17 protein-coding genes and 2 pseudogenes are annotated in these 20,386 nt (G+C 36.0%); 4 read left to right on the forward strand and 15 right to left on the reverse strand.

Going from position 1 to position 20,386, the window contains the following annotated elements:
- Positions 1 to 56 precede the first annotated feature (56 nt).
- The 7 genes and pseudogenes from IPJ53_16200 to IPJ53_16230 all read right to left on the reverse strand — a co-directional run bounded on the left by IPJ53_16200 (position 57) and on the right by IPJ53_16230 (position 5,258).
- Complete coding sequence (locus IPJ53_16200) at positions 57 to 584, reverse strand: ORF6N domain-containing protein (GenBank protein ID MBK7800644.1); 528 nt, start codon at positions 582 to 584, stop codon at positions 57 to 59.
- A gap of 66 nt (positions 585 to 650) precedes the next feature.
- Positions 651 to 1,493 (reverse strand): tyrosine-type recombinase/integrase, encoded by an 843-nt coding sequence (locus IPJ53_16205; protein ID MBK7800645.1) that lies wholly within the window; start codon positions 1,491 to 1,493, stop codon positions 651 to 653.
- 10 nt (positions 1,494 to 1,503) lie between these two features.
- Positions 1,504 to 2,406, reverse strand: a complete 903-nt coding sequence (locus IPJ53_16210; GenBank protein MBK7800646.1) for a tyrosine-type recombinase/integrase — start codon at positions 2,404 to 2,406, stop codon at positions 1,504 to 1,506.
- 138 nt (positions 2,407 to 2,544) lie between these two features.
- On the reverse strand, positions 2,545 to 4,089 hold the full coding sequence (locus tag IPJ53_16215; protein ID MBK7800647.1) for a hypothetical protein: 1,545 nt from the start codon (positions 4,087 to 4,089) through the stop codon (positions 2,545 to 2,547).
- Positions 4,080 to 4,870 (reverse strand): annotated as a pseudogene (locus IPJ53_16220) (toprim domain-containing protein). Before IPJ53_16220 ends, IPJ53_16215 begins: the two are co-directional and overlap by 10 nt.
- Before the next feature lie 69 nt (positions 4,871 to 4,939).
- Positions 4,940 to 5,128: pseudogene (locus IPJ53_16225) on the reverse strand (hypothetical protein).
- Complete coding sequence (locus IPJ53_16230; protein MBK7800648.1) at positions 5,109 to 5,258, reverse strand: hypothetical protein; 150 nt, start codon at positions 5,256 to 5,258, stop codon at positions 5,109 to 5,111. Before IPJ53_16230 ends, IPJ53_16225 begins: the two are co-directional and overlap by 20 nt.
- Positions 5,259 to 5,320: 62 nt before the next feature.
- Between IPJ53_16230 and IPJ53_16235 the strand changes: the two genes are divergently transcribed.
- The 4 genes from IPJ53_16235 (at position 5,321) to IPJ53_16250 (ending at position 8,605) form a co-directional block, all read left to right on the forward strand.
- On the forward strand, positions 5,321 to 6,892 hold the full coding sequence (locus IPJ53_16235) for an IS21 family transposase (protein MBK7800649.1): 1,572 nt from the start codon (positions 5,321 to 5,323) through the stop codon (positions 6,890 to 6,892).
- 13 nt (positions 6,893 to 6,905) lie between these two features.
- Positions 6,906 to 7,631 carry an ATP-binding protein gene (locus tag IPJ53_16240; GenBank protein MBK7800650.1) on the forward strand — a complete coding sequence of 242 codons (726 nt, stop codon included), beginning with the start codon at positions 6,906 to 6,908 and terminating at the stop codon, positions 7,629 to 7,631.
- Between the two features lie 342 nt (positions 7,632 to 7,973).
- Positions 7,974 to 8,315, forward strand: coding sequence for a helix-turn-helix transcriptional regulator (locus tag IPJ53_16245; GenBank protein ID MBK7800651.1), 342 nt, complete (start codon positions 7,974 to 7,976; stop codon positions 8,313 to 8,315).
- Between the two features lie 8 nt (positions 8,316 to 8,323).
- Positions 8,324 to 8,605 carry a hypothetical protein gene (locus IPJ53_16250; GenBank protein MBK7800652.1) on the forward strand — a complete coding sequence of 94 codons (282 nt, stop codon included), beginning with the start codon at positions 8,324 to 8,326 and terminating at the stop codon, positions 8,603 to 8,605.
- Positions 8,606 to 8,834: 229 nt separating this feature from the next.
- Here the strand turns inward: IPJ53_16250 and IPJ53_16255 are convergent, their stop codons facing one another.
- The 8 genes from IPJ53_16255 to gcvP all read right to left on the reverse strand — a co-directional run bounded on the left by IPJ53_16255 (position 8,835) and on the right by gcvP (position 20,249).
- Positions 8,835 to 9,212 carry a hypothetical protein gene (locus IPJ53_16255; GenBank protein MBK7800653.1) on the reverse strand — a complete coding sequence of 126 codons (378 nt, stop codon included), beginning with the start codon at positions 9,210 to 9,212 and terminating at the stop codon, positions 8,835 to 8,837.
- Positions 9,213 to 9,227: 15 nt separating this feature from the next.
- Complete coding sequence (locus IPJ53_16260; GenBank protein ID MBK7800654.1) at positions 9,228 to 10,097, reverse strand: RHS repeat-associated core domain-containing protein; 870 nt, start codon at positions 10,095 to 10,097, stop codon at positions 9,228 to 9,230.
- 332 nt (positions 10,098 to 10,429) lie between these two features.
- Positions 10,430 to 10,870: a hypothetical protein gene (locus IPJ53_16265; GenBank protein ID MBK7800655.1), complete on the reverse strand. Its 441-nt coding sequence runs from the start codon at positions 10,868 to 10,870 to the stop codon at positions 10,430 to 10,432.
- A 1-nt stretch (position 10,871) separates the two neighbouring features.
- A complete protein-coding gene (locus tag IPJ53_16270; GenBank protein MBK7800656.1) occupies positions 10,872 to 13,511 on the reverse strand; it encodes a hypothetical protein in 2,640 nt (879 codons plus the stop codon).
- Between the two features lie 292 nt (positions 13,512 to 13,803).
- A complete protein-coding gene (locus IPJ53_16275) occupies positions 13,804 to 15,438 on the reverse strand; it encodes a T9SS type A sorting domain-containing protein (protein ID MBK7800657.1) in 1,635 nt (544 codons plus the stop codon).
- Between the two features lie 188 nt (positions 15,439 to 15,626).
- A complete protein-coding gene (locus IPJ53_16280; GenBank protein ID MBK7800658.1) occupies positions 15,627 to 16,721 on the reverse strand; it encodes a glycosyltransferase family 9 protein in 1,095 nt (364 codons plus the stop codon).
- 5 nt (positions 16,722 to 16,726) lie between these two features.
- Positions 16,727 to 17,332, reverse strand: coding sequence for a DUF4254 domain-containing protein (locus tag IPJ53_16285; GenBank protein MBK7800659.1), 606 nt, complete (start codon positions 17,330 to 17,332; stop codon positions 16,727 to 16,729).
- A 37-nt stretch (positions 17,333 to 17,369) separates the two neighbouring features.
- A complete protein-coding gene (gcvP, locus tag IPJ53_16290; protein ID MBK7800660.1) occupies positions 17,370 to 20,249 on the reverse strand; it encodes an aminomethyl-transferring glycine dehydrogenase in 2,880 nt (959 codons plus the stop codon).
- Positions 20,250 to 20,386: the final 137 nt, after the last annotated feature.

Consider the following 20,386-nt stretch of genomic DNA (forward strand, 5'->3'; position numbering starts at 1 on the left):
ATCGTGGTTCTTCTTTTTGCAGACAGTTCTGCTTCTTTGCGAAGACGAGATGTTTTTTATACGTCATCTGGTTTAAAGCCGATTTGTTTTCTTGGTGGATTCGGTTGTTCTAGTAGCTCATTTAATGCAGTAAATATAATTTGAATATCACCACTGTTATTTACAACTTGCTTTTCTAATTGCTCTAATTTTAATAGGATATCCTTGTGAGTCAGAACCATTTCTCTTAATCTTGTAAAAACTCTTACGATTTGTATGTTTACTTCAATAGCTCGTTCACTGTTGAGGACACTTGCAAGCATTACAACACCGTATTCTGTAAATGCATAAGGTAAATTTGGAGAATATTTTAAATTATTGAGGTGGTCGCAATTTGCGACTACCTCTGATTTCTCAATACCTGTTAATTGAAACATAAAATCTTCAGGGAAGCGTGTATGATTTCTCTTTACTTGTTCATTCAACCTCTTTGTTGTTACTCCATATAATTCTGCAATGTCTTTATCGATCATTACTTTTTTCCCTCTTATCAGTAAGATCTTACTTTCAACTATTCTATCTGGAATGCTTGGTTTTTTTGTCATATTATTTTCAATTTACAAAGATAATGGTTTGATATTATATTTTTGCCTATTGTAACACCTTCCCGCCTATTGAAGGGGATGTATTTTGCTAATACTAACTTTCAATTCCTCTAATCCACTTTGCTTATATTCTTCCGTACTGCCACTTCGCTTATGTCCTGCAAATACCTGAACTACTCGGATATCATTATTCTGTTTCAGATAATTGGCGATAACGCTTTGACGTATTTTTATGGGAAGTAGTTTTTCTCTTTTATTTTTTTTGTAATTGATGATGCGATTGATTTGTCCTGGTGATGATGCTTGTCCTTTTTTATTTTCGAATAAATATATTTGTTCCTGATGTTCTCTGATATAATCACTGATCAACAATATTTGATTTGCTTTTAAAGCCAATGTCCTTGCATTATTCTTTTTGCTTCCGCCTATATGTACATTGGCTTCTATGAGATTTATATCGGTGATTTTTAGATTCACCAGTTCCCTCACCGTTAATGCCTGATAGATTAATAATCCAATGATGATCTCATCTCTGGTTTGATTCTTTTTATCATTGGATCGATGTTCTTTTAATAAGTTTTCTAATTGTTCTGTAGTGTATAAATTCTCTATCTCTATGCTTCGGTTGATTTGATCTCGTAGATATAACTTCTCACATGGATGATCTTTTCTGACTTCCATTTCTACTAAGTACCGATAGTATATTTTTATAGCAAAAAGGTGATTTCGCAAACTCTTTGGATGAAGATTACTCTTTCTTAGATAACTCACATATCCCATTATGTCATGATAGTTCGCTCTTTGAGCTTTACTTTGCATATACGCCCTATATTTATTAATCATATTCTCATAGCCTTTTGTTGATGATGCGCTGTAATGTTCATTTAAATATTCTAGTATTTTTATCATATATCGTCGATCATTTTTTGATTTGCCTTTGTTGGATATGCGTATATATTTCTGTAGTCTCCATCTGATCATGTCCTAAAAACTGTCTCACTTGTTGTAATGGCATTCCTCCTTCTAATAAATGACTTGCTATGCTGTGCCTAAGATTGTGTATGCTGATTGTTTTGTTTTTAATTCGCTCATTTGCTGTTCTGTGGATGATCATTTTTAGAATCCTATTATAGGTGTCTTTTTGCATTCTTCTACCTCTCTGATTGAGTATAAAACTTTGACTCTCTTTCGTGTTCTCATAGATTCTAACTTCATTTAAATAATCATCGAGATCCTTGATAACTCCTGGCGATAATGGCATTACTCTGCGTTTATTATTCTTACCTCTAGGTACTATTAGAACACCCTCTTTGATCTTGATGTCATCCATATTACATTGTACCATTTCGGATACTCTTAGTCCACACCCATAAGCTAAACTTAATATCGCCCGCTCTAATAAACTTTCGGTATGGGTATATAATTCTATAATTTCCGACTGACTCAATATCGCTCGATCTGTCTTATGTTTGGGATAGGGTATTTTAATGGTGCTTACTGGATTTATTTCTATCTCTCCATATTGAAGCCGCATATTAAAATAGGATTCTACAACACTCATGTATTCATGAATGGTTTTTGGATTAAGTATAGATCCATTTCGCTTATTGGGCCTATTACATATGTAGTTGTAATATGTCCTTATGTTTTCCTCTGTGATTTCTTCAACTTGTTCTATCCCTCGTATCTGTTGTTGTTCGAAGAATTCTGCCAATTGATTGCATTTGATTCTTACACCATGTGCATTATATCCCAGAGTATTCAGATGATTTTTGTATTTTTCTATCTGTTCTTGATAATATTTTACCTTAAGCCAATTCATATTTTTTTATACCCCCTTGTTCCTTTTTGCGAACACCGAACACCAGCCCTTTTTGACATAAAACGCCCTGTTTATCGATACCCTGGTGTTCGGTCTGGCGTTCGGTCGATACCGAACACCAGAGGGTGTTCTCTATATTTAAAGATTTTGTAATTGTGTATTAAGACTGTCTTTGATCCTCGTCCTTATGCCTTGCATATTGTCCCAGTACGCTATCTGATACGTAAATCCTCGATTGGCAAAGCCTCTTTGTTTCAAATATTCCAGTTGCACCAATTTATTGATATAAAAATGTTGCTGTGTCTTCTTGATACCTGTGGCATTCATGATTTCGAATCTGTTAAACTCATAACTTATTTCTCCATTGACAGAGCCCTTGTTTTTCTCCTTTACAAAAGATTTGAGCTTTTCAAAAAACTGTCTCAAGCTTCCATCCAGTTCATCTACTTTAAGAATTATACTTTCGAATAATATTTCACAGGCTATTTGCAAATCTTCTTTCTCTGTGATCAATCTTCCTTGGTTGTCTTGTTTGCGTTGATATTGATTGATGATCGTTATTTGCTTGACAATACTCTGATACATTTCATTGAGTCGTCTGATCTTATGGGCATCATCTGGAAGATGGATTTTGTTTGCGTAGGGATTGATAATTTTGTAGGGCTTTAATAATCGTATGCAGTTTTGTAAGAATAAATTTGTTTTTTCTTCTTCGCGCTCGTTGATTTGTCCGGCATATTTTTGGTTTTGATAGTTGATGATTCTCTGTGTTTGTTCTCGGCTCTCGTCAACGGCGATTACAAAGCTCCTGCTAATATTATCTTCGTAATAATCACCTCGTGTCGTGCAGGCTATACTCGCTATAGGTCCTCTTACCGTTCGTTCTGTACTGCGGATATTTCCATCATCAAATTTCTGACTCGTACTGCTGATTAATATATCATTGCTCATCAGTTCTCTTAATGCTAGTAACGCTTCTTCTTTCAATCCGTCGATATCTTCGAAGCATAAGAATCTATTCACCAAATCATATTCTCCATAATTATAAAAGCTGCTTTCTGTCACTCGTGTGAATCGCTTCACATCTTCTTGTGGAATAAGATTTCCTATGATTTTTAATAGTCTGGTTTTGCCGCTTCCGGAGCTTCCTTGAATTAAAGCATGCAACGTCTCTTTCATCTTATAACTCGTAGCAATTACAAACAATAATATTCGGGTGTTCTCTTCACCAATTACACCGCATTGACCTATAAGTTTGTTGATGTTTGTTAAACAATTTGTTTGCTTTAGGAATTCGATACAGGCTTTAGTATTAATCTCATTGACCTGTGTTTTTATTCTTTCTGTACCATTCTTTGGTGTCGTTGTATTTCTATAATGTTCTAGTAATTTAGTGAGTATCATAAGGTCTCTTTGAATCTTCTCTTTTGTCACATGCAATACCTCCGCAGCAGCTTCTGCCGTGGTTTGGATTTGTTTGTATTCATATAGATCTAACTTTGATCTGTAGTCGATTCCTTCTTTAATATTTATAATTTGTAAGCTTATTTTTAGGCTATCGAGTAGTGGTTTGATACTGCCTTTGATCTCATATCGCATTCCTACTGATTCATAGCTTATATTGTTTGGGTTCTCGGTATTTAGATTTTCACTTTTGGCATAGTCATCAGTCGTCAGTCGCAAGTCATCAGATTTTTTTCAATTGAAATTTCTTCAGTTGAAAATAAAAGCTCTTGAACTTTACCTTCGCAATTGATTGGTTTTCGTTGCTCTATTAAATGTTGCAATACCTCTAATTTGGAATGACTAACTAATAAGCTATTTACATCTTCGCCGTCTGGAGTATTTACTATACTGATCTTAATATTAGCAAGCATTTCTTTAATTACAATCGCATATTTATTTACTGCCACCTTTCCGCTTTCGTCTCCATCAAAAAAGAAAATTACTTCCTCCAGTTCTTTAAGATTTCTAATCGCTTCCTGATGTTCTTCCGTCAATCCATTCGTCCCATATGCAGCCACAATACTATACTGTTGTGTGATTGCAGCATTTTGTAACAGAGTGGCAGCATCAATGATCGCTTCTGTAATAATCAGTCCCTTTGTATTTTGATGAGGGTAGTGCGGATATAATCCGCTTCTATCTTTAAATAATAGTGTTTACTTTCCTTATCGTTTATTGTACTGCGGAAGTATAATCCTGCAACCTGATTTTGTGAATTCTTCAGTGCAAACACAATGCAATTCTTTGCAAATATCTGATAGTTGCCTCTCGATGCATCTTCAGTCAATAATCCAACCTTGACTAAACTCTTAATCAATTCTTTGTTATCTCGATTCGTATAATGGAACTGTCCTGCATTATAGCCTACTTCGATTTGATTCGGATCCAAGTTTCTGCTTTTTAGGTATTCCAGTGCAGGGACGCTGCTGTTTAATCCATTTTTGAAGTAGATAAATATCTTTGTTAGCACATCAGTCCGGATAAATTCTTCACTCGGCTTTACTTGTTCATCAACCATTATCAATTGACCATTAATCATTGTTTTGGCCTTTTCTATTGCTTCGTGTTTGGTGATAGATTCCTTATACATAATAAAGTCTATCACATCCAGACTCTTCCCATGCGTCCTACAATTACTACTAAAACAATACGCTGTATTCGTCTTCGTATAGATCTGCATGCTCGGTGTCTTGTCATCATGGAATGGACATCTCATTCTTTGGTGTATAATCCGGAGCAAAGTGACCCACTAAATCCGGAGCAAGGTGACCCACCAAATCCGGAGTAAAGTGACCCACTAAATCCGGAGCAAAGTGACCCACTAAATCCGGAGCAAAGTGACCCACCCTAAGGTCTTATAGGAATTGATGTATATAATGTGGTATTTGGTTTATTAAAGCCAAATATCATGTCAGCAAAACCAAAGCAAATGCATCAAATCAGAACAATCTTCCAATTAAAGAATGCGGGCTTTAGCATCCGCAAGATCGCCAATCAAACGGGTATGTCTCGAAATACAATCCGGGAATACTTGAGATTAATCGAATCCATAGGAATTGATCATAAAGCTGCATTAGAGCTGTCTGATGAGGATTTTATTGAATTAATCTATAACCCGCAGTCTCAAAACGCACAGCTTCCGGTAGGCCGAATACAATTGGTTTTGAATAAGATGGATTACTATATTGAAGAACTTAGGCGAACAGGAGTGACCAAAACTCTCTTGTGGCATGAGTATCGTGTTGACCATCCTGATGGGTTGAGCCACAGTCAATTTTGCTGGCACCTTCTCCAACATCAGAAAAGAAATATGGCGATATACAAAATTCACCATGCTCCTGGTGAGCAAATGATGGTTGACTTCGCTGGAGATTTGCTTAGTTATGTTGATCCGGAAACCGGAGAAATCAAATACTGTCAGGTTTTAGTTTGTGTACTTCCTTTTAGTGGAATGACTTATGTTGAGGTCTTGAGATCTCAAAAGCAACCAGAATTTACCCGTGGAATATGTAATGCCTTGACTTATTTTGGTGGTGTTCCATTGAGTATCAAGTGCGATAACTTAAAATCAGCTGTGGTTAAGGCAAATCGTTACGACCCAGAGTTTACACAAGCCATGGAGCTATTAGCGATTCATTATAACACCAATATGGTTGCGAGTAGAGTTCGTAAGCCAAGAGACAAAGCAAGTGTAGAAAATGCTGTTAAGTTGGCTTACCAGAGAATATATGCTCCTTTAAGAGATCAAATATTTAAAAGCAAAGAAGAATTACAGTGCCATGTGCGGGAACAATTAATCAGACACAATACACAGCGTTTTCAAGGCAAAGAATATTCAAGACTTGAAATGTTTGAATCTCAAGAAAAGGTATTGTTGCAAGAATTACCTGGAGAACCTTATGTTTATCAGCAAATTACTTTTGGCAAAGTACAACGAAATTATCATGTTATACTGGGACAGGACTTCCATCAATATAGTGTCCCCTATACCTTGATCGGCAAGAGATTAAAAATTCTATTCACTACTTCTATAGTGGAAATATATGATGAATTACAACGTGTGGCTATTCATAAGAGAAGTTTTAAACAAAATGGGTATACAACTCTTAAAGACCACATGCCGGCCAACCATCAGTATATGGAACAATACAAAGGATGGGATTCAGAATATTTTATCAAGCAAGCTAAACAAATAGGTCCTTATACATCCGATATAGTAGAGCATATTTTAAAAAGCAGAACTTTTATTGAACAAAGCTACAGAAGTTGTATTGGAGTGTTAAGACTTGCAAATGCCTATACTCCCGAAAGATTAGAAAATGCGTGCGCTCTAATAAAAAATGCAGCTAAAATAAATTATGGAATATTGGAACGAGTGCTAAAAAACAATATGGACAAACAGGATACAAATCAGGAATACACAAATATCACAATAATATCAGACCATGAAAATTTACGAGGTTCGTCCACTTACGCTTAAAAATATTTAAATCATGAATACAGAACAAACATTAAACCAGCTCAAAGCTTTAAAACTATCCGGCATGGCAACAACTTACAAATCTATCACAGATCTTCCGGCCCATCAACAGCCTGAGGCACATCTGATGATGGCACAATTGACAGAATCTGAAGTCTACCATCGCAAGGATGCTAAAATGAAGTTTTTAGTAAGAATCAGTAAACTTCGATATGAGTCAACTCTGGAACAAATCATCTGTTCAACACAAAGGAACCTGACAAAAGAAACCATCTCCAAACTCTCAGATTGTTCCTTTATCAAAAAATCAGAAAACATTCTCATCTCAGGAGCTACTGGGGCAGGAAAGAGCTATCTGGCCTGTGCCATAGGTCACCAGGCTTGCAGCATGGGATATAAAGTAAGTTACTTTAATATGAATCGATTTTATGAACGCATCAGCATAAGCAAGCTTGACGGAACATTCAACAAACTCCTTAACTACCTTCAAAAAATAGAATTAATCATTTTGGATGATTTTGGCCTAGTGCCTTTTGACAATAATTTGAGGCTGGCATTGCTTCAAATACTGGAAGATCGCTATGGTAAGAGTTCTACGATTATTGCCTCGCAACTACCTATCAAAAATTGGTATGATTATTTAAACGACCCTACCATGGCAGATGCAATTTTAGACCGGCTTACTGCCAAACATCACAGAATTGAACTCAAAGGAGATTCATTGCGTAAAAAATCTTAATTCCATTTTTTTATACCTTTATGACATCATTTCTTTAGACCTTCTGGAGGTGGGTCAACTTGAGCCGGAAAGGTGGGTCAGCTTGACCGGATTTTACATTTGGTTCTTATCTGCCTCCATACCGTAATGGTCTAGGATTAGACCTATCGAAATCTGGGTCTTTATGTCTTGGATCTCCATTGGAAAAAATATTTTAATTTTCTTTCTTGGTCATTTCTGACCCAAATGTATAAGATCTGACTTGATTCACAAAACTATTTATGACTTTTTTTATTCACATTTGAACAGTATCTTTGTATTATTACTAATAAAATGGCCGTTTTGAGCTATAAATGACTAATAATGAGCAGTTTTGGAAAAAAATTAAGGGAGTGTAGAGAAGCTAAAGATCTTTCTCAAAATGACTTGGCTAAGCTTCTCAACACGAATCATTCCATCATCGGTAAGTATGAGCGCGATGAAGTAAAGCCTTCTATTGATGTTGTTAAGAACCTTGCAGACGAGTTAGATACCTCTGTTGGATTCCTTCTTGGAGAAAGCAATGATACTAATCTGTTAAAAGATCCGGCTATGCTCCAACGATTCAATGACATCAATCAGCTTCCGGATAAAGACAAAGAGACTGTCTTTAATTTGCTTGATGCTTTTCTGGCAAAAAATAAATTGCGGGCAATTTTAAAGTAAGTTAAATAATGGCTAAACCTTTTGTATTTGTCATTATGCCCTTCCATAGTGATTTTGATGATACATATAAATTTGGAATCAAAGAAGTCTGTTTAAAACCAGAAGTTGATTGTTATTGTGAAAGGGTTGATGAACAGTTGTATGAAGGAAAGGTAATCGATAGAATATTCAACCAAATAGAAAAAGCAGATCTTATTATAGCTGACCTAACTGGCAGGAATCCAAATGTATTCTTTGAACTTGGATACGCCTCTGCCCTAAAAAAAAGAAATCTTAATGCTCCAGAATAAAACTGCCCCTAGCGATTCCTTCTTTGATAAGCAACATATCCGAACTCAACGGTATGATCCTTCCGATATTAATCATTTTCAAAATGAACTAAAAGCCAATATTATTGCTATTAAGAATAAAATGACATACGCTTAACTAAAATTCATTTTCATCGTTTAATTTCTTGATATGCTTAATTCTAATGAATTGTAAAGAGCAAGAAAAGCTTGTTTCAATGATTAAAAACTTTTATTTAATAACAATTCTTTCTTCTTCGCTTAAGTATTGATTCTCTTTCCATATTGGATCTTTAATCAATACTTGATTAAAGCCACTTGAGTTAAACTTTAAATATCCTTCTTGTAATTCAATGACCCAGCAATTTCCTTCATTTACTATCCTATCAATTTCAAAACCATTTAAAAAAGATGATTTTATGGAAATTTCCATGTTCAGCACATCATAAAATATCAAATTTGCTGGAGCTATTAAATATTTATATGTAGAGTTACTTTGAATTGCCCATTTTAAGATATAATCAATGTTAAGTTCTAAATTGTCGTCAAACCTTATTGAATACAATGGGCAGTCGTGCCAATCGAATTCTTCAAACTTATTGTATTTCATTGATAAAAATTTATTCTACTTAAGCGGAACTGCATCTTTTATACCTTTACCAGTTTTTCTTTTTCCAGAAGTATAGTCCCAGTAATTTATATGTGGACCCTGCTCGTTAGGATTCTTACTACTTGGAGTACCTCGATCATCTAAACGGTAACCTTTATTTTGATCGCCTCTTTGTGGACTTCCCCATCTACCATCCTTCATTTTAGGCAATGGACCATCAATTCCTAATTTTGCAAATACTTTTAAGAGTGCGTTCTTAACTACAGAATATGAACTACTTTTAGAACCAAGAATAGTAAATGCTTCTGCGCTTTTAACACCAAGCCCACCAGCACCCAAAGTTGCCATATTGGAAAATGCCTCAGACATAAACTCGGAACCTGCATCTGCAAATGCTGCACCTGCACTTTTATCTGCATTTAACTGACCCCATATTCCACCATAATATCCGTACTTAGGTTTTTCTGCAGAAACCGAAACTTCATCTAATTGAACTGAAGTAGTTTTTGTCCCATCTTTATTAAAGCTGGTTTGATTCCCATTGTCGTCCATGCTTAATGCAGAATTACCTATAAAACTTCCTTTGAGTCCAGATTTTATAAAATCCTCTTTACTATTTAAATCCTTATTGAATGTAGGTGTTCCACATTCATCTTCATACCAACCTCTACCATCTGGATCTATATATTTTATTGGATTATTCGCAGTATAAACGTATGCTCCATATTCAAAATATTTCTCTGCCAGTGGATCTACCCCATACCACATCGATATCCTAGGATCATAATACCTCGCCCCAAAATAATAGAGTCCGGTTTCCACATCTACTTCCTTACCTGTGAACCTATACTTTGAGGAATAGCCCCCAGCTTTCTGTTCGGCCATACTTTCACCGAAAGGCAAATATAGCAAGAATTGATAAGGATTTCCAGCCTCATCTGTTAAAAATGTGCTGGATCCAATGTGATCTGGATGGAAGAAATTGGTACATTATTGTTGTTTATTACATGCCACTTACGGGCTTGCCCGTAATCCACAATCAAATGGGGGTTAAAGAACTTAAGTCTTTCAAGTTTTTTAATAAATTTCACTTCTTAGCTTAGGCTAGCAGGAGAAAGATATTATCTGACACACGGTTAAAAATTACGACACGTAGGAGTTCATTTTACAAAAATATAAACTTATCATGATGTTTTGGTAATGTCCAAACTAAAGAACTATATATGTCTATATTTTGATCGTAGAATACTACCTTTAGTTTTACCTACAAATTTTGGTTTACTAAATTGTACTTCCATTGACTTTATAGCATTGCTTATATTATTTTCATTTATTTCAAAATTTAAATAGGGATCTGAGAAACTAAAAATAATCTCTTCTACCTCTTCATTCTCAAATTCAAAATTAAATTGAATAAAATTCAAAATGTATTCCAACTCCCATTCAAATATTATTGAATCTAAGTAATTTCTAAATAGCGACACTAAATTATCTTTAGTAAATAAAGAATTTATTTCACCGTCTCCATTTATATTAATTGAGCTATGTTTGGAAGTTACACTTAGAATATATTCGTTAACCTCCGCAATCAATACATTTTTAAAATGACTTGACAGAACTCTTGATTCAATAAATTTTAGTAATTGTTTTTTAGTCATATCAATCAAGTTTTCTAGACCTACTTTTATAAGGATATTTATTCGCTCGTTCATAATGCCTTCCATCAATTTTAAAGGCATCTTTAAAATATCTAATTGTTTTCCCTGACATGTTCTTAATCTGAGTAAACACTGCTCTTGCTTGTCCAGATAGGTCTTTAGCTTTTACAACTTTTTCAAAAACATTATATTTCTTACCAATAGTTTTAATATAGTTGTAACCTTTTAATGCTCCACCAGGTCCAACAGGAGCTCCTTCACCTCCTTGCACTTCATTTTTTCTTTCAGAACCATCGCGTAATGTTTCAATTTGAGTAAGAGGATCAAAACTAAATCCTCCTCCTTTTGTATTCATAGACATTACATCATTCGCAGCGACCATGGGAGCTTCATACACACCATCAGGATGTGCTTCATTTGCTAATGTTCTATCTTGAAAAGTTGATGTACCTGCTTTCTTGTTATCAATAGAAAAACTGCCATCTTTATTAGACACAATTTTGTTATTTCTAAAAAAGCCCGTTTTGATTTTATGCTCTTTAGCATAAGCTTTCGCTTCAGCCTCTGTTTCGAATAAACCATCTGGATCTATCATTCGAATTGGATTATTAAATCCATACCGATACGAGTTCCAGTCAGGAGCATCTTCTGCAAGTGGATCGACCCCATACCACAAAGAAATTCTAGGATCATAATATCTTGCCCCAAAATAATACAACCCAGTTTCTTCATCAACTTCCTTACCCGTGAACCTATACTTCGTAGAATAGCCTCCAGCTTTCTGTTCAGCCATACTTTCACCGAAAGGCAAATATAGGATAAATTGATAAGGATTTCCAGCTTCATCAGTTAAAAATGTGCTGGATCCAATGTGATCTGGGTGGAAGAAATAAAGTACATTAGGACAATCATTATTTCCTTCGCAGTCGTCTTCTTCTGGATCAGTATCTTCAATAATTAAGGTGTCGAATCCAAATTCAGTTCTGATTAATTCCAGATCTTCTGCTTGTCTATCAGGAAGTCCTGCTTTTTCTGATCCTGATAACTCTAGACTGTTGTCAACACTGCTATCTACTGATCCAACTAATTTACAAGCTATTCTTTCAGTACCTGAATAATAATGATTCGTGACCATGTAATGTGGTCCCATAACCATGTAGCCACTGACATATTCTGAATAATTACCTAAAGTAGCATTGGTCTGGCTTTGTCCATTTAGATTCACTACAGCATAATTACCTAAGCCTTTTAATGTTCTTTCACCATTAGCATCGTAGATGTAGTGTTGGAAGCTTGCGGCGTTAGATATTTTTATTGCTTTGAGCATATTTGCTTCATCCCATAACATATTCTTAGTATCTCCATTATCGAATTCATGTAGCAATACATTTCCATTGTTATCATAATTAAATTCTTCGACTTCGCTATTCGTTTGGTTTTCTATGGAAGTTACTGCATTCGGATGATTCACATCTTCGTATTTGAATAAATTATCGTAGGTGTTTTCGCCTACATTAGATGCATCACGCGTATGATCCTGTTGTTTAGTTGTAATTCTATGCATATTCTCATAGGCCATCTCAAGCGTATAGTTTGATGCCTTGTTACCTAATGTATTGCTTGTATCACCGGTCCAACTACCGTGTGCTGTGGAGATGCGGTTAAAGTTATCATACGTGTATTTGTGATAATAACTTCCACCCATTTCATTGATGATACCTGCTGAATTGTGAATAGAATCTACATTTCCAATCTTATCAAATGTATAACTCAAGTTGTACATATTGTTACCAGAGTGATCCTTGGAAACCAAATTAAATAGTCTTCGCAATGTTGTAGTATAGGCATAGGTTTGTGATGTGCTATTGCCATATTTACAAAATACTTTTTGTTCGAATTCATCGTAACCAATACTATCTATATAAACCTGTACTCCAGCTTTCATAAAGTTCAAATTACCACCTAAATCATACTTGTAAAGTAAGGTGTCTTTATTAGGATAAATGAGGGTATCAATACGATTCCAAGTATCATAATGGAATCGGTGAACGTAGGTTTTATTATCCTGGCCCGGAGCTATTATTGTTCTGATGTCTTTAACTATTTCTCCTTGAGATCCATATTCATATTTTCTTAATCCTGTTGCATCTTGGACCAACATCAATCTGCCTCTATTATTATCAATGCCTCCAGTTGTAGCAGGATAATATTCATATTTGACATTATTGATATTTGGAGTAGAATTTGCATAATCAGGATATGTGACCGATTTAATCCTACCTAAAGCATCTGATTTATAGATAATTTCATCACTATTAATGGCAAGATTCGGAGTCACCATAGTCATTAATTGACCAAGATTATCATATGTATAAGTATTGGTTCCAGCGTCAGGATGGATCCATTGTGTTCTTCTACCTGCTAGATCATACTCACTGGATGTGGTATTACCATCTTCATCTAATACACTGAGGAGTTGACCTGCAGCATCAAAGTCGAAAGTTGTAGTCTTACCATTATCTTTTTGCTTAACGACTTGTTTGTCTAAGTCAGTATAACTTTCTTTAACAATATTAGTACTCGCATTTTGTGGTATAGTTGTAACTGTATGAAGCGATCCATCTGATATATCATAAGACATGGTAATGACCGTATTATCCGCATCTTTAACAGTTAATGGGCGATCTACTTCATAGGTTATCAGAGGACCCTATATACCTTGATTACCATGCTGTGCTGGACACTGGTACCACTTTACTTTTCAATTAGAATTTTTAATAAAAAGGATATGTAATGAATTCAGCAAGTGTATTCACAGTCGTAAGTGATGAAGTTGAGAGCTTATTTATACTTTAGTCAATACTTTGATAATTCCAGTTTTTCTTTTAAAAGATTCATTAACACTAAGCCAGAGGTGTTATTTGATATTAAATTTATTCCTTCAATATTTTTTCATGATGAAAATTACCTTTAACATTCATACCTATTAAGTTGTAAATTCCAGGCGGTAAAGAGGATGTTTTTAAAATTAAATTCTCACCAAATTCTGATAAATTGAATTCATCCATTAACTTGCCTTCAATATTATAAAGCTTATAACTTAATACCTCAGTCACGTCATGTTGAATAACCAATCGATCCTTAAATGGATTTGGCCATACTCGGAAACTAGTTTCTGATTCCAATTTATTATCTTTGGTTTTTGTTAAGTTACAACCAGGAATAATACATCCATCATTATCTACTCGGATGAGTAGTGGAACATAATATGGTTCTGCTAGCTTTTCATAAGCGTTATTACGATAAGAATATCCACCAATGATATATCCGGATCCATCAGGAATAGCCTTAAAATCATAAGCATTACTTTGTTCTGCGTCTGTCCAATGATAAATTGATCCTTCTCTTACTGAATACCTTCGTGTCCATATACTGTCTCCTTTATAATTTACTTTATGCAAAGTTACTTTTTGAACTGATGAATAAATTGTATCTACTTTTGATTTGACACTATCGTATTTTAAGTAATTAAAATTACTAAAACCATTATACATTAAGATTATTTCATCGGGATTATGGGTAGGCAATATTTTTTCGAAATTTAAATGCGTGAACCCTTTTTCCCCAGCAGCAAAAGATTTTTTAAAAGATAAATCTCTATTTAATAAAGTAACCGCTGTTGCTTCTGTACTATACCATTCATTTCTCCCTTCATTCTTATTATAATTTGTAGCGAGATAAAAAGATCCATCACTTGATTGGGAAATATCATGGACATCAGCGGTTGTAAGTGGAACTTTTGATACATACTGATTGACTATATTACCAGAGCTATCCAATTTATAGAACAGGGTCTGATAGAATCCGACTTTATTATCCCAAGAAATTCCTACACAATAATCCCCATCTTTGTCTATAAAAACGGATTTACAAGAATTTCTTTTATACTCCGTAGATGGACCCCCATATATTTTAGTCCATATAATCCTTCCTGAGGTATCCATCTTTGTAATTTGGACTTTAGTATAGAAAGAATCTATTGCATTGGGTGAAGTTACATCATGTGATAAAATTAAATTTCCCCAAAGATCTTTAGCCATGCCACCAAATAGTTCAAAACATGATGCACATAATGAATTCACAATAGGATAAGATATCACTTCTTTTGTCTTATGATTATACTTTAATATACCATCAAGACCAGGCTTAATATTAATGGATGTAAAAAAAGTCTCATAATCATAAGTAATCATTTCTTCTGGAAAAAAGTAATTAAATGAATCTCTATAGGGGATGGAATTATATTCCAACATTTCACCTTCTAATTTAAATATTCCAAATCCTGTACCATACACTTTTTTATTTGTTGTATCTGAGGAATATAAAAATGAATAAATAAAGCTATTATGAATTTCAATTGCTTTAATAAAATTTGGATAATAATTAGTATCTGATCTATTATTAAACTTTATCACATAGGTTTTCGCAAAACCTGATTGTGCTTCAACATAATTATAATTCCATAGAAATATCAGTAGTAGTAAAACAGTTAAAACTTTTACTTTCATAATTTACATTTAAAAAGCAGGAGTATTAGACTTCCTCGTTAAACTGGACAGAAAGATAAGCTAGAAAATTAATAAATTCAATGTAAAATGTTCTATTGTTGCGGTTAATTTTTTAGAAGGAGGTGTCTGCGTCCCCATTGCAATGGGTGTTTGAGGACTTTTATATTGTTTTCTGGGTATTTATAGCCTCAACTCGACGCTTTGTTAAATAATTGAGTTCCTGTAATAACATTCAATACTTCAATAAATACCGAACCTGCAGAAACATTTTGCATACAAGCATGGTCCTTTCTGTGGCAAGGATTTTGACCAAAAACCGAACAAGGCCGGCAGGTTAATTCGGTTGTAGAAATCTGTAGAATCTTGTTGCGCGTTTCGTCCAATGGTCCGAATCCAAGAAATGGATGCGTCGGTCCCCAGACAGAAATTATGCTCTTTATGTTGGAAAGGTTTGCCAAATGAAAATTTACAGAATCCATGCACACCAGCACATCCAAATGATTGAATAATTCCAGTTGTTCCTCCAGTGTGAAATGTTCCTGTACTAAAATTAGCCGCTCCCCAAACTTTAATTTCCATTGGTGCATTTGCGCCAGCTCCGTCTTGCCTGCACCAAACAAAAATACTTTGGCTTTATCCTTAAAATGTTCTGTGAGGAGACCAATTAATTCTTCTGATTTAGCGTTTCCTAATGTTTTTAATGCATGTTGCGCAAATGGTGCGAAACCAACTTTTACATCATCATTAGCGTCATGTGTATTGAAATAGTTTAATACTTTTTTCTTTGTAATTTCATTCCTGACAAAATGAAATTCTTTTAATTTTTTCAAAGTCTTATCCACCTGTATTCCCGCCTCCAGCATTGCTTCGGCATACCTTTCTACGGTATGCTTTATCGGTGTTGCGTGGGTTCCAATGTTCCCTAATAATTGCAATTTTTGTTTACGGGCTTTATCGAACCTGACGGTTTTTTTACCACATAATCTAAGTAGACCAAAAATAATTCTACTTCTTAAATTATCATGAAGATCGACCACCAAATCATACTGAACTTGAGCAAGTGAAAAGCTGAATTGAATCAACTCAATAAAACCAATAAATCCTTTCTTAAAATCAACAGGCAGGACCTTTACTTTATCTAAATTATTAAAGAAAGGGGAGTTATTTTTTTTAGTAACAACATGTATTTCAAGTTCATCATTGTGAAGTAAGGCAGATCGAATGACAGGATTCAAAAGGGCTACATCGCCCATTGCTGAAAACCTGATCATCAATACCTTCATGATGATTACTTCTTGTTATATAACTCCGGATTGGTCGCAGGATCGTTGTACATTTTCATTTGCCTGTAGGTTTTCATACGAGTTTTCCCTTCCCCTATTTCCTGAATCAAGGCATTCAAACTAAAACACAAATCGGCCTTTTGTTCCAGGAGAATTTCTAATTTATTCTTGCAAACAGCTGTATGTTTCTCATCAACGTCCGTCCTCAGGGTTTGCTCCTGCATATGGTAAATTTTCAGCATCAAAATGGACAATCTATCAATCACCCATGCAGGAGTTTCTGTATTAATTCTGGGATTTTCTACTAAAGTCACGTGAGCAAACTGGTTTGAAAACCAATCATCAATTTTTTCTACTAAATCAGTTCTTTCCTGATTAGACAAATCTATCCTCCTTTTGGTGTGAATGAATTCATCCGGTGGCAAATCAGGTTTTCGAATGATGTCTTCCAAATGCCATTGAACAGTGTCTATCCAGGATTTAAGTTTTAGGAAATGATGAATATCATGCTCGACATCCTGAAACGGAAATGCCTCGTCTACATCATTAGAAGTATGGTATGCTTCTATTACCTGCAGAAAAACACTACAACAATATTCGGCAGTCAACATACTCAATTGTCCATTTATTAAATTAAATGTATCCAGTTTAACTCATATACTCCTCTATCGGAGGACATGTACAAATTAGATTTCTGTCTCCATGTGCATTGTTCACCCTGCCCACCGTCGGCCAGAATTTCAACCCTCCATGCAGGTAAGGCAATGGATAGGCGGCTTTTTGTCTGGAATAAGGCTTGTTCCACTCATCCGCTGTAATGATGGCAGCAGTATGCGGCGCGTTGTGCAATACATTATTTTCAGTCGGGTATTCTCCCCTTGCAATCTCATCAATTTCATCATGTATGGCAAGCAAAGCTTCACAGAATCTATCCAACTCTTCTTTATTCTCTGATTCTGTTGGTTCAATCATAATGGTTCCTGCTACCGGGAAGGATAAAGTTGGAGCATGAAATCCATAATCCATAAACCTCTTTGCTACGTCTTCTGCACTCACACCTACATCCTTATAAGGACGTAAATCAACAATGAGTTCATGCGCTACTCTGCCATTTTCACCTTTGTAGAGTACCTTGTATCTTCCTGACAACCTAGAAGCAATGTAATTTGCATTCAAGATGGCATGCTTAGTGGCTTTTGTCATTCCATCAGGACCCAACATTCTGATATAGGCATAAGATATTAACAGGATGCTGGCGCTCCCATAAGGAGCCGCTGACACTGCAGGAACAGCATGTTTATCTCCATTTACAGTAAAATATTTATGGCTTGGCAGGAAAGGTTTTAGTTTGTCGTTTACACAGATTGGGCCCATTCCCGGACCACCTCCACCATGAGGAATGGCAAAGGTCTTATGCAAATTCAAATGGCAAACATCTGCACCAATGGCGCTGGGACTGGTTAATCCTACCTGCGCATTCATGTTGGCACCGTCCATGTACACAAGTCCACCTTGCTGATGAATGATTTCACATATTTCCCTGATAGAAGTCTCAAAAACTCCATGCGTGGATGGGTAAGTTACCATGAGACAGGCCAGATTGTCTTTGTATTGACTGGCTTTGGCCTTGATATCCTCCACAATGATATTTCCATTTTCATCACAAGCGGTCACCACCACTTCCATTCCTGCTACGACCGCTGATGCCGGATTTGTTCCATGGGCTGAAGAAGGTATCAGTGCAATATTTCTTTTATGGTCACCTCTGGATTCATGATAGGCTTTAATAGTCAAAAGTCCTGCAAATTCTCCTTGTGCGCCGGAATTTGGTTGGAGCGAACAAGCTGTGAATCCGGTTACCTGACAAAGATATTCTTCCAGTTCATGAATCATCGTCAGATATCCTTCTGCCTGATTGGCGGGCACGAAAGGATGAATGTCGCTGAACTCCGGCCACGAAACCGGTATTAACTCTGTTGCTGCATTCAGCTTCATCGTACAGGAACCAAGCGAAATCATCGAATGAACCAGCGAGAGATCTTTATTTTCAAGTCTTTTAATGTATCTCATCATGGCAGACTCGGTCTGGTTGATGCTAAAAATCTGATGCGTCAGGTACTCTGAAGTCCTGATGATGGTAGATGGAATTTTTAAACCTGAGGTAGGCAAGATCATTGCAGCCTGATTCTTTCCCGAGGCCTTCGCAAATATGGTAGTAATTAAATTGAGTTCTTCTTCTGTCACCGTTTCATCAAGACTTATCTGAACTCCTTCAGAGGTGTACCAAAAATTCATCTGGTGAGCTTCTGCAATTTCTTTTATCTGTGCTGTGCTGGATTGATCAGCTTTAATGGCGAGGGTGTCAAAAAAGTACTCATTTAATAATTTGTAGCCCATTGAGGTAAGCGAATTTCCCAGGCTGGTTGCCATGTCATGAGTTCTGCGGGCTATGGCATACAATCCGTCGGGTCCATGATAAACTCCATACATGGAAGCCATGATTGCCAACAATGCCTGAGCAGTACAAATATTGGAAGTCGCTTTCTCTCTGCGAATGTGTTGCTCTCTGGTTTGCAATGCCATTCTGAGGGCACGATTACCATGATCATCAATAGACACCCCAATAATTCTGCCCGGCATATCTCTCTTGAATTCTTCTGTGGTGGCGAAAAAAGCTGCATGGGGCCCTCCAAAACCAAAAGGCACACCAAAACGCTGACTGTTTCCCAGTGCCACATCAGCTCCCAACTCGCCCGGTGACTTTAACATACACAATGCCAACAAATCAGTAGCCATGGCTACCAAACAACCCTTTGATTTGGCTTTTGCAATAAATCCACTGTAATCAGTGACAGCTCCGGTTTTATCCGGATACTGAATCAAAACACCAAAACAGTTGGCAGGAATTTCTTCTTTCTCAACATTACCCACCACTATCTTAATGTTCTTTGGCCAGGCTCTTGCTTGCAAGACATCCAGGGTCTGGTCGTAAACGCGCTGATCTACAAAAAATACGTTGGGAGATTCTTCCTTGTTCCTTTTCTCTTTTGCATGATAAAACATGGACATTGCTTCTCCGGCAGCGGTTCCTTCATCAAGTAATGAGGCACTGGCAATCGGCAATCCGCAAAGGTCAGAAACCATTGTTTGGTAGTTAAGTAAAGCCTCCAATCTTCCTTGTGCAATTTCAGCCTGATAAGGGGTATATTGCGTATACCAACCCGGATTCTGAAATACATTTCTAGAAATTACTGATGGGGTGATGGTTCCAAAATATCCCTGCCCAATAAAACTTCGGTTTAACTTATTTTTTTGTCCAATTTGCTTGAGCGTACTTAAATAATCAAACTCTGATAGGGCTTGAGGGATCTTCATTGGATCCTTCAGTCGGATACCATCCGGTACCGTTTGCTCAATAAGCTGATCCAGACTTTGGACGCCAATAGTCTTAAGCATGTCCACCAGATCAGCCCCTATGGTGCCAATATGTCTATTCTCAAATTTGTCGTGTCTTGCAAATGGATTCATATTTTATGTATTTGGTCCGCAAAAATAGCTCAGTCCTTTATTAAACGGTAAAAAATCAACGCTTTTAATTAAGCTATTAAATCATACCATTTCACAGGTTTAGCCTATCCTGTCAACAATTTAAATACCAGCTGACC

The sequence above is a fragment of the Candidatus Vicinibacter affinis genome (assembly GCA_016714365.1).
GTDB classification, from domain to species: Bacteria; Bacteroidota; Bacteroidia; order Chitinophagales; family Saprospiraceae; genus Vicinibacter; species Vicinibacter affinis.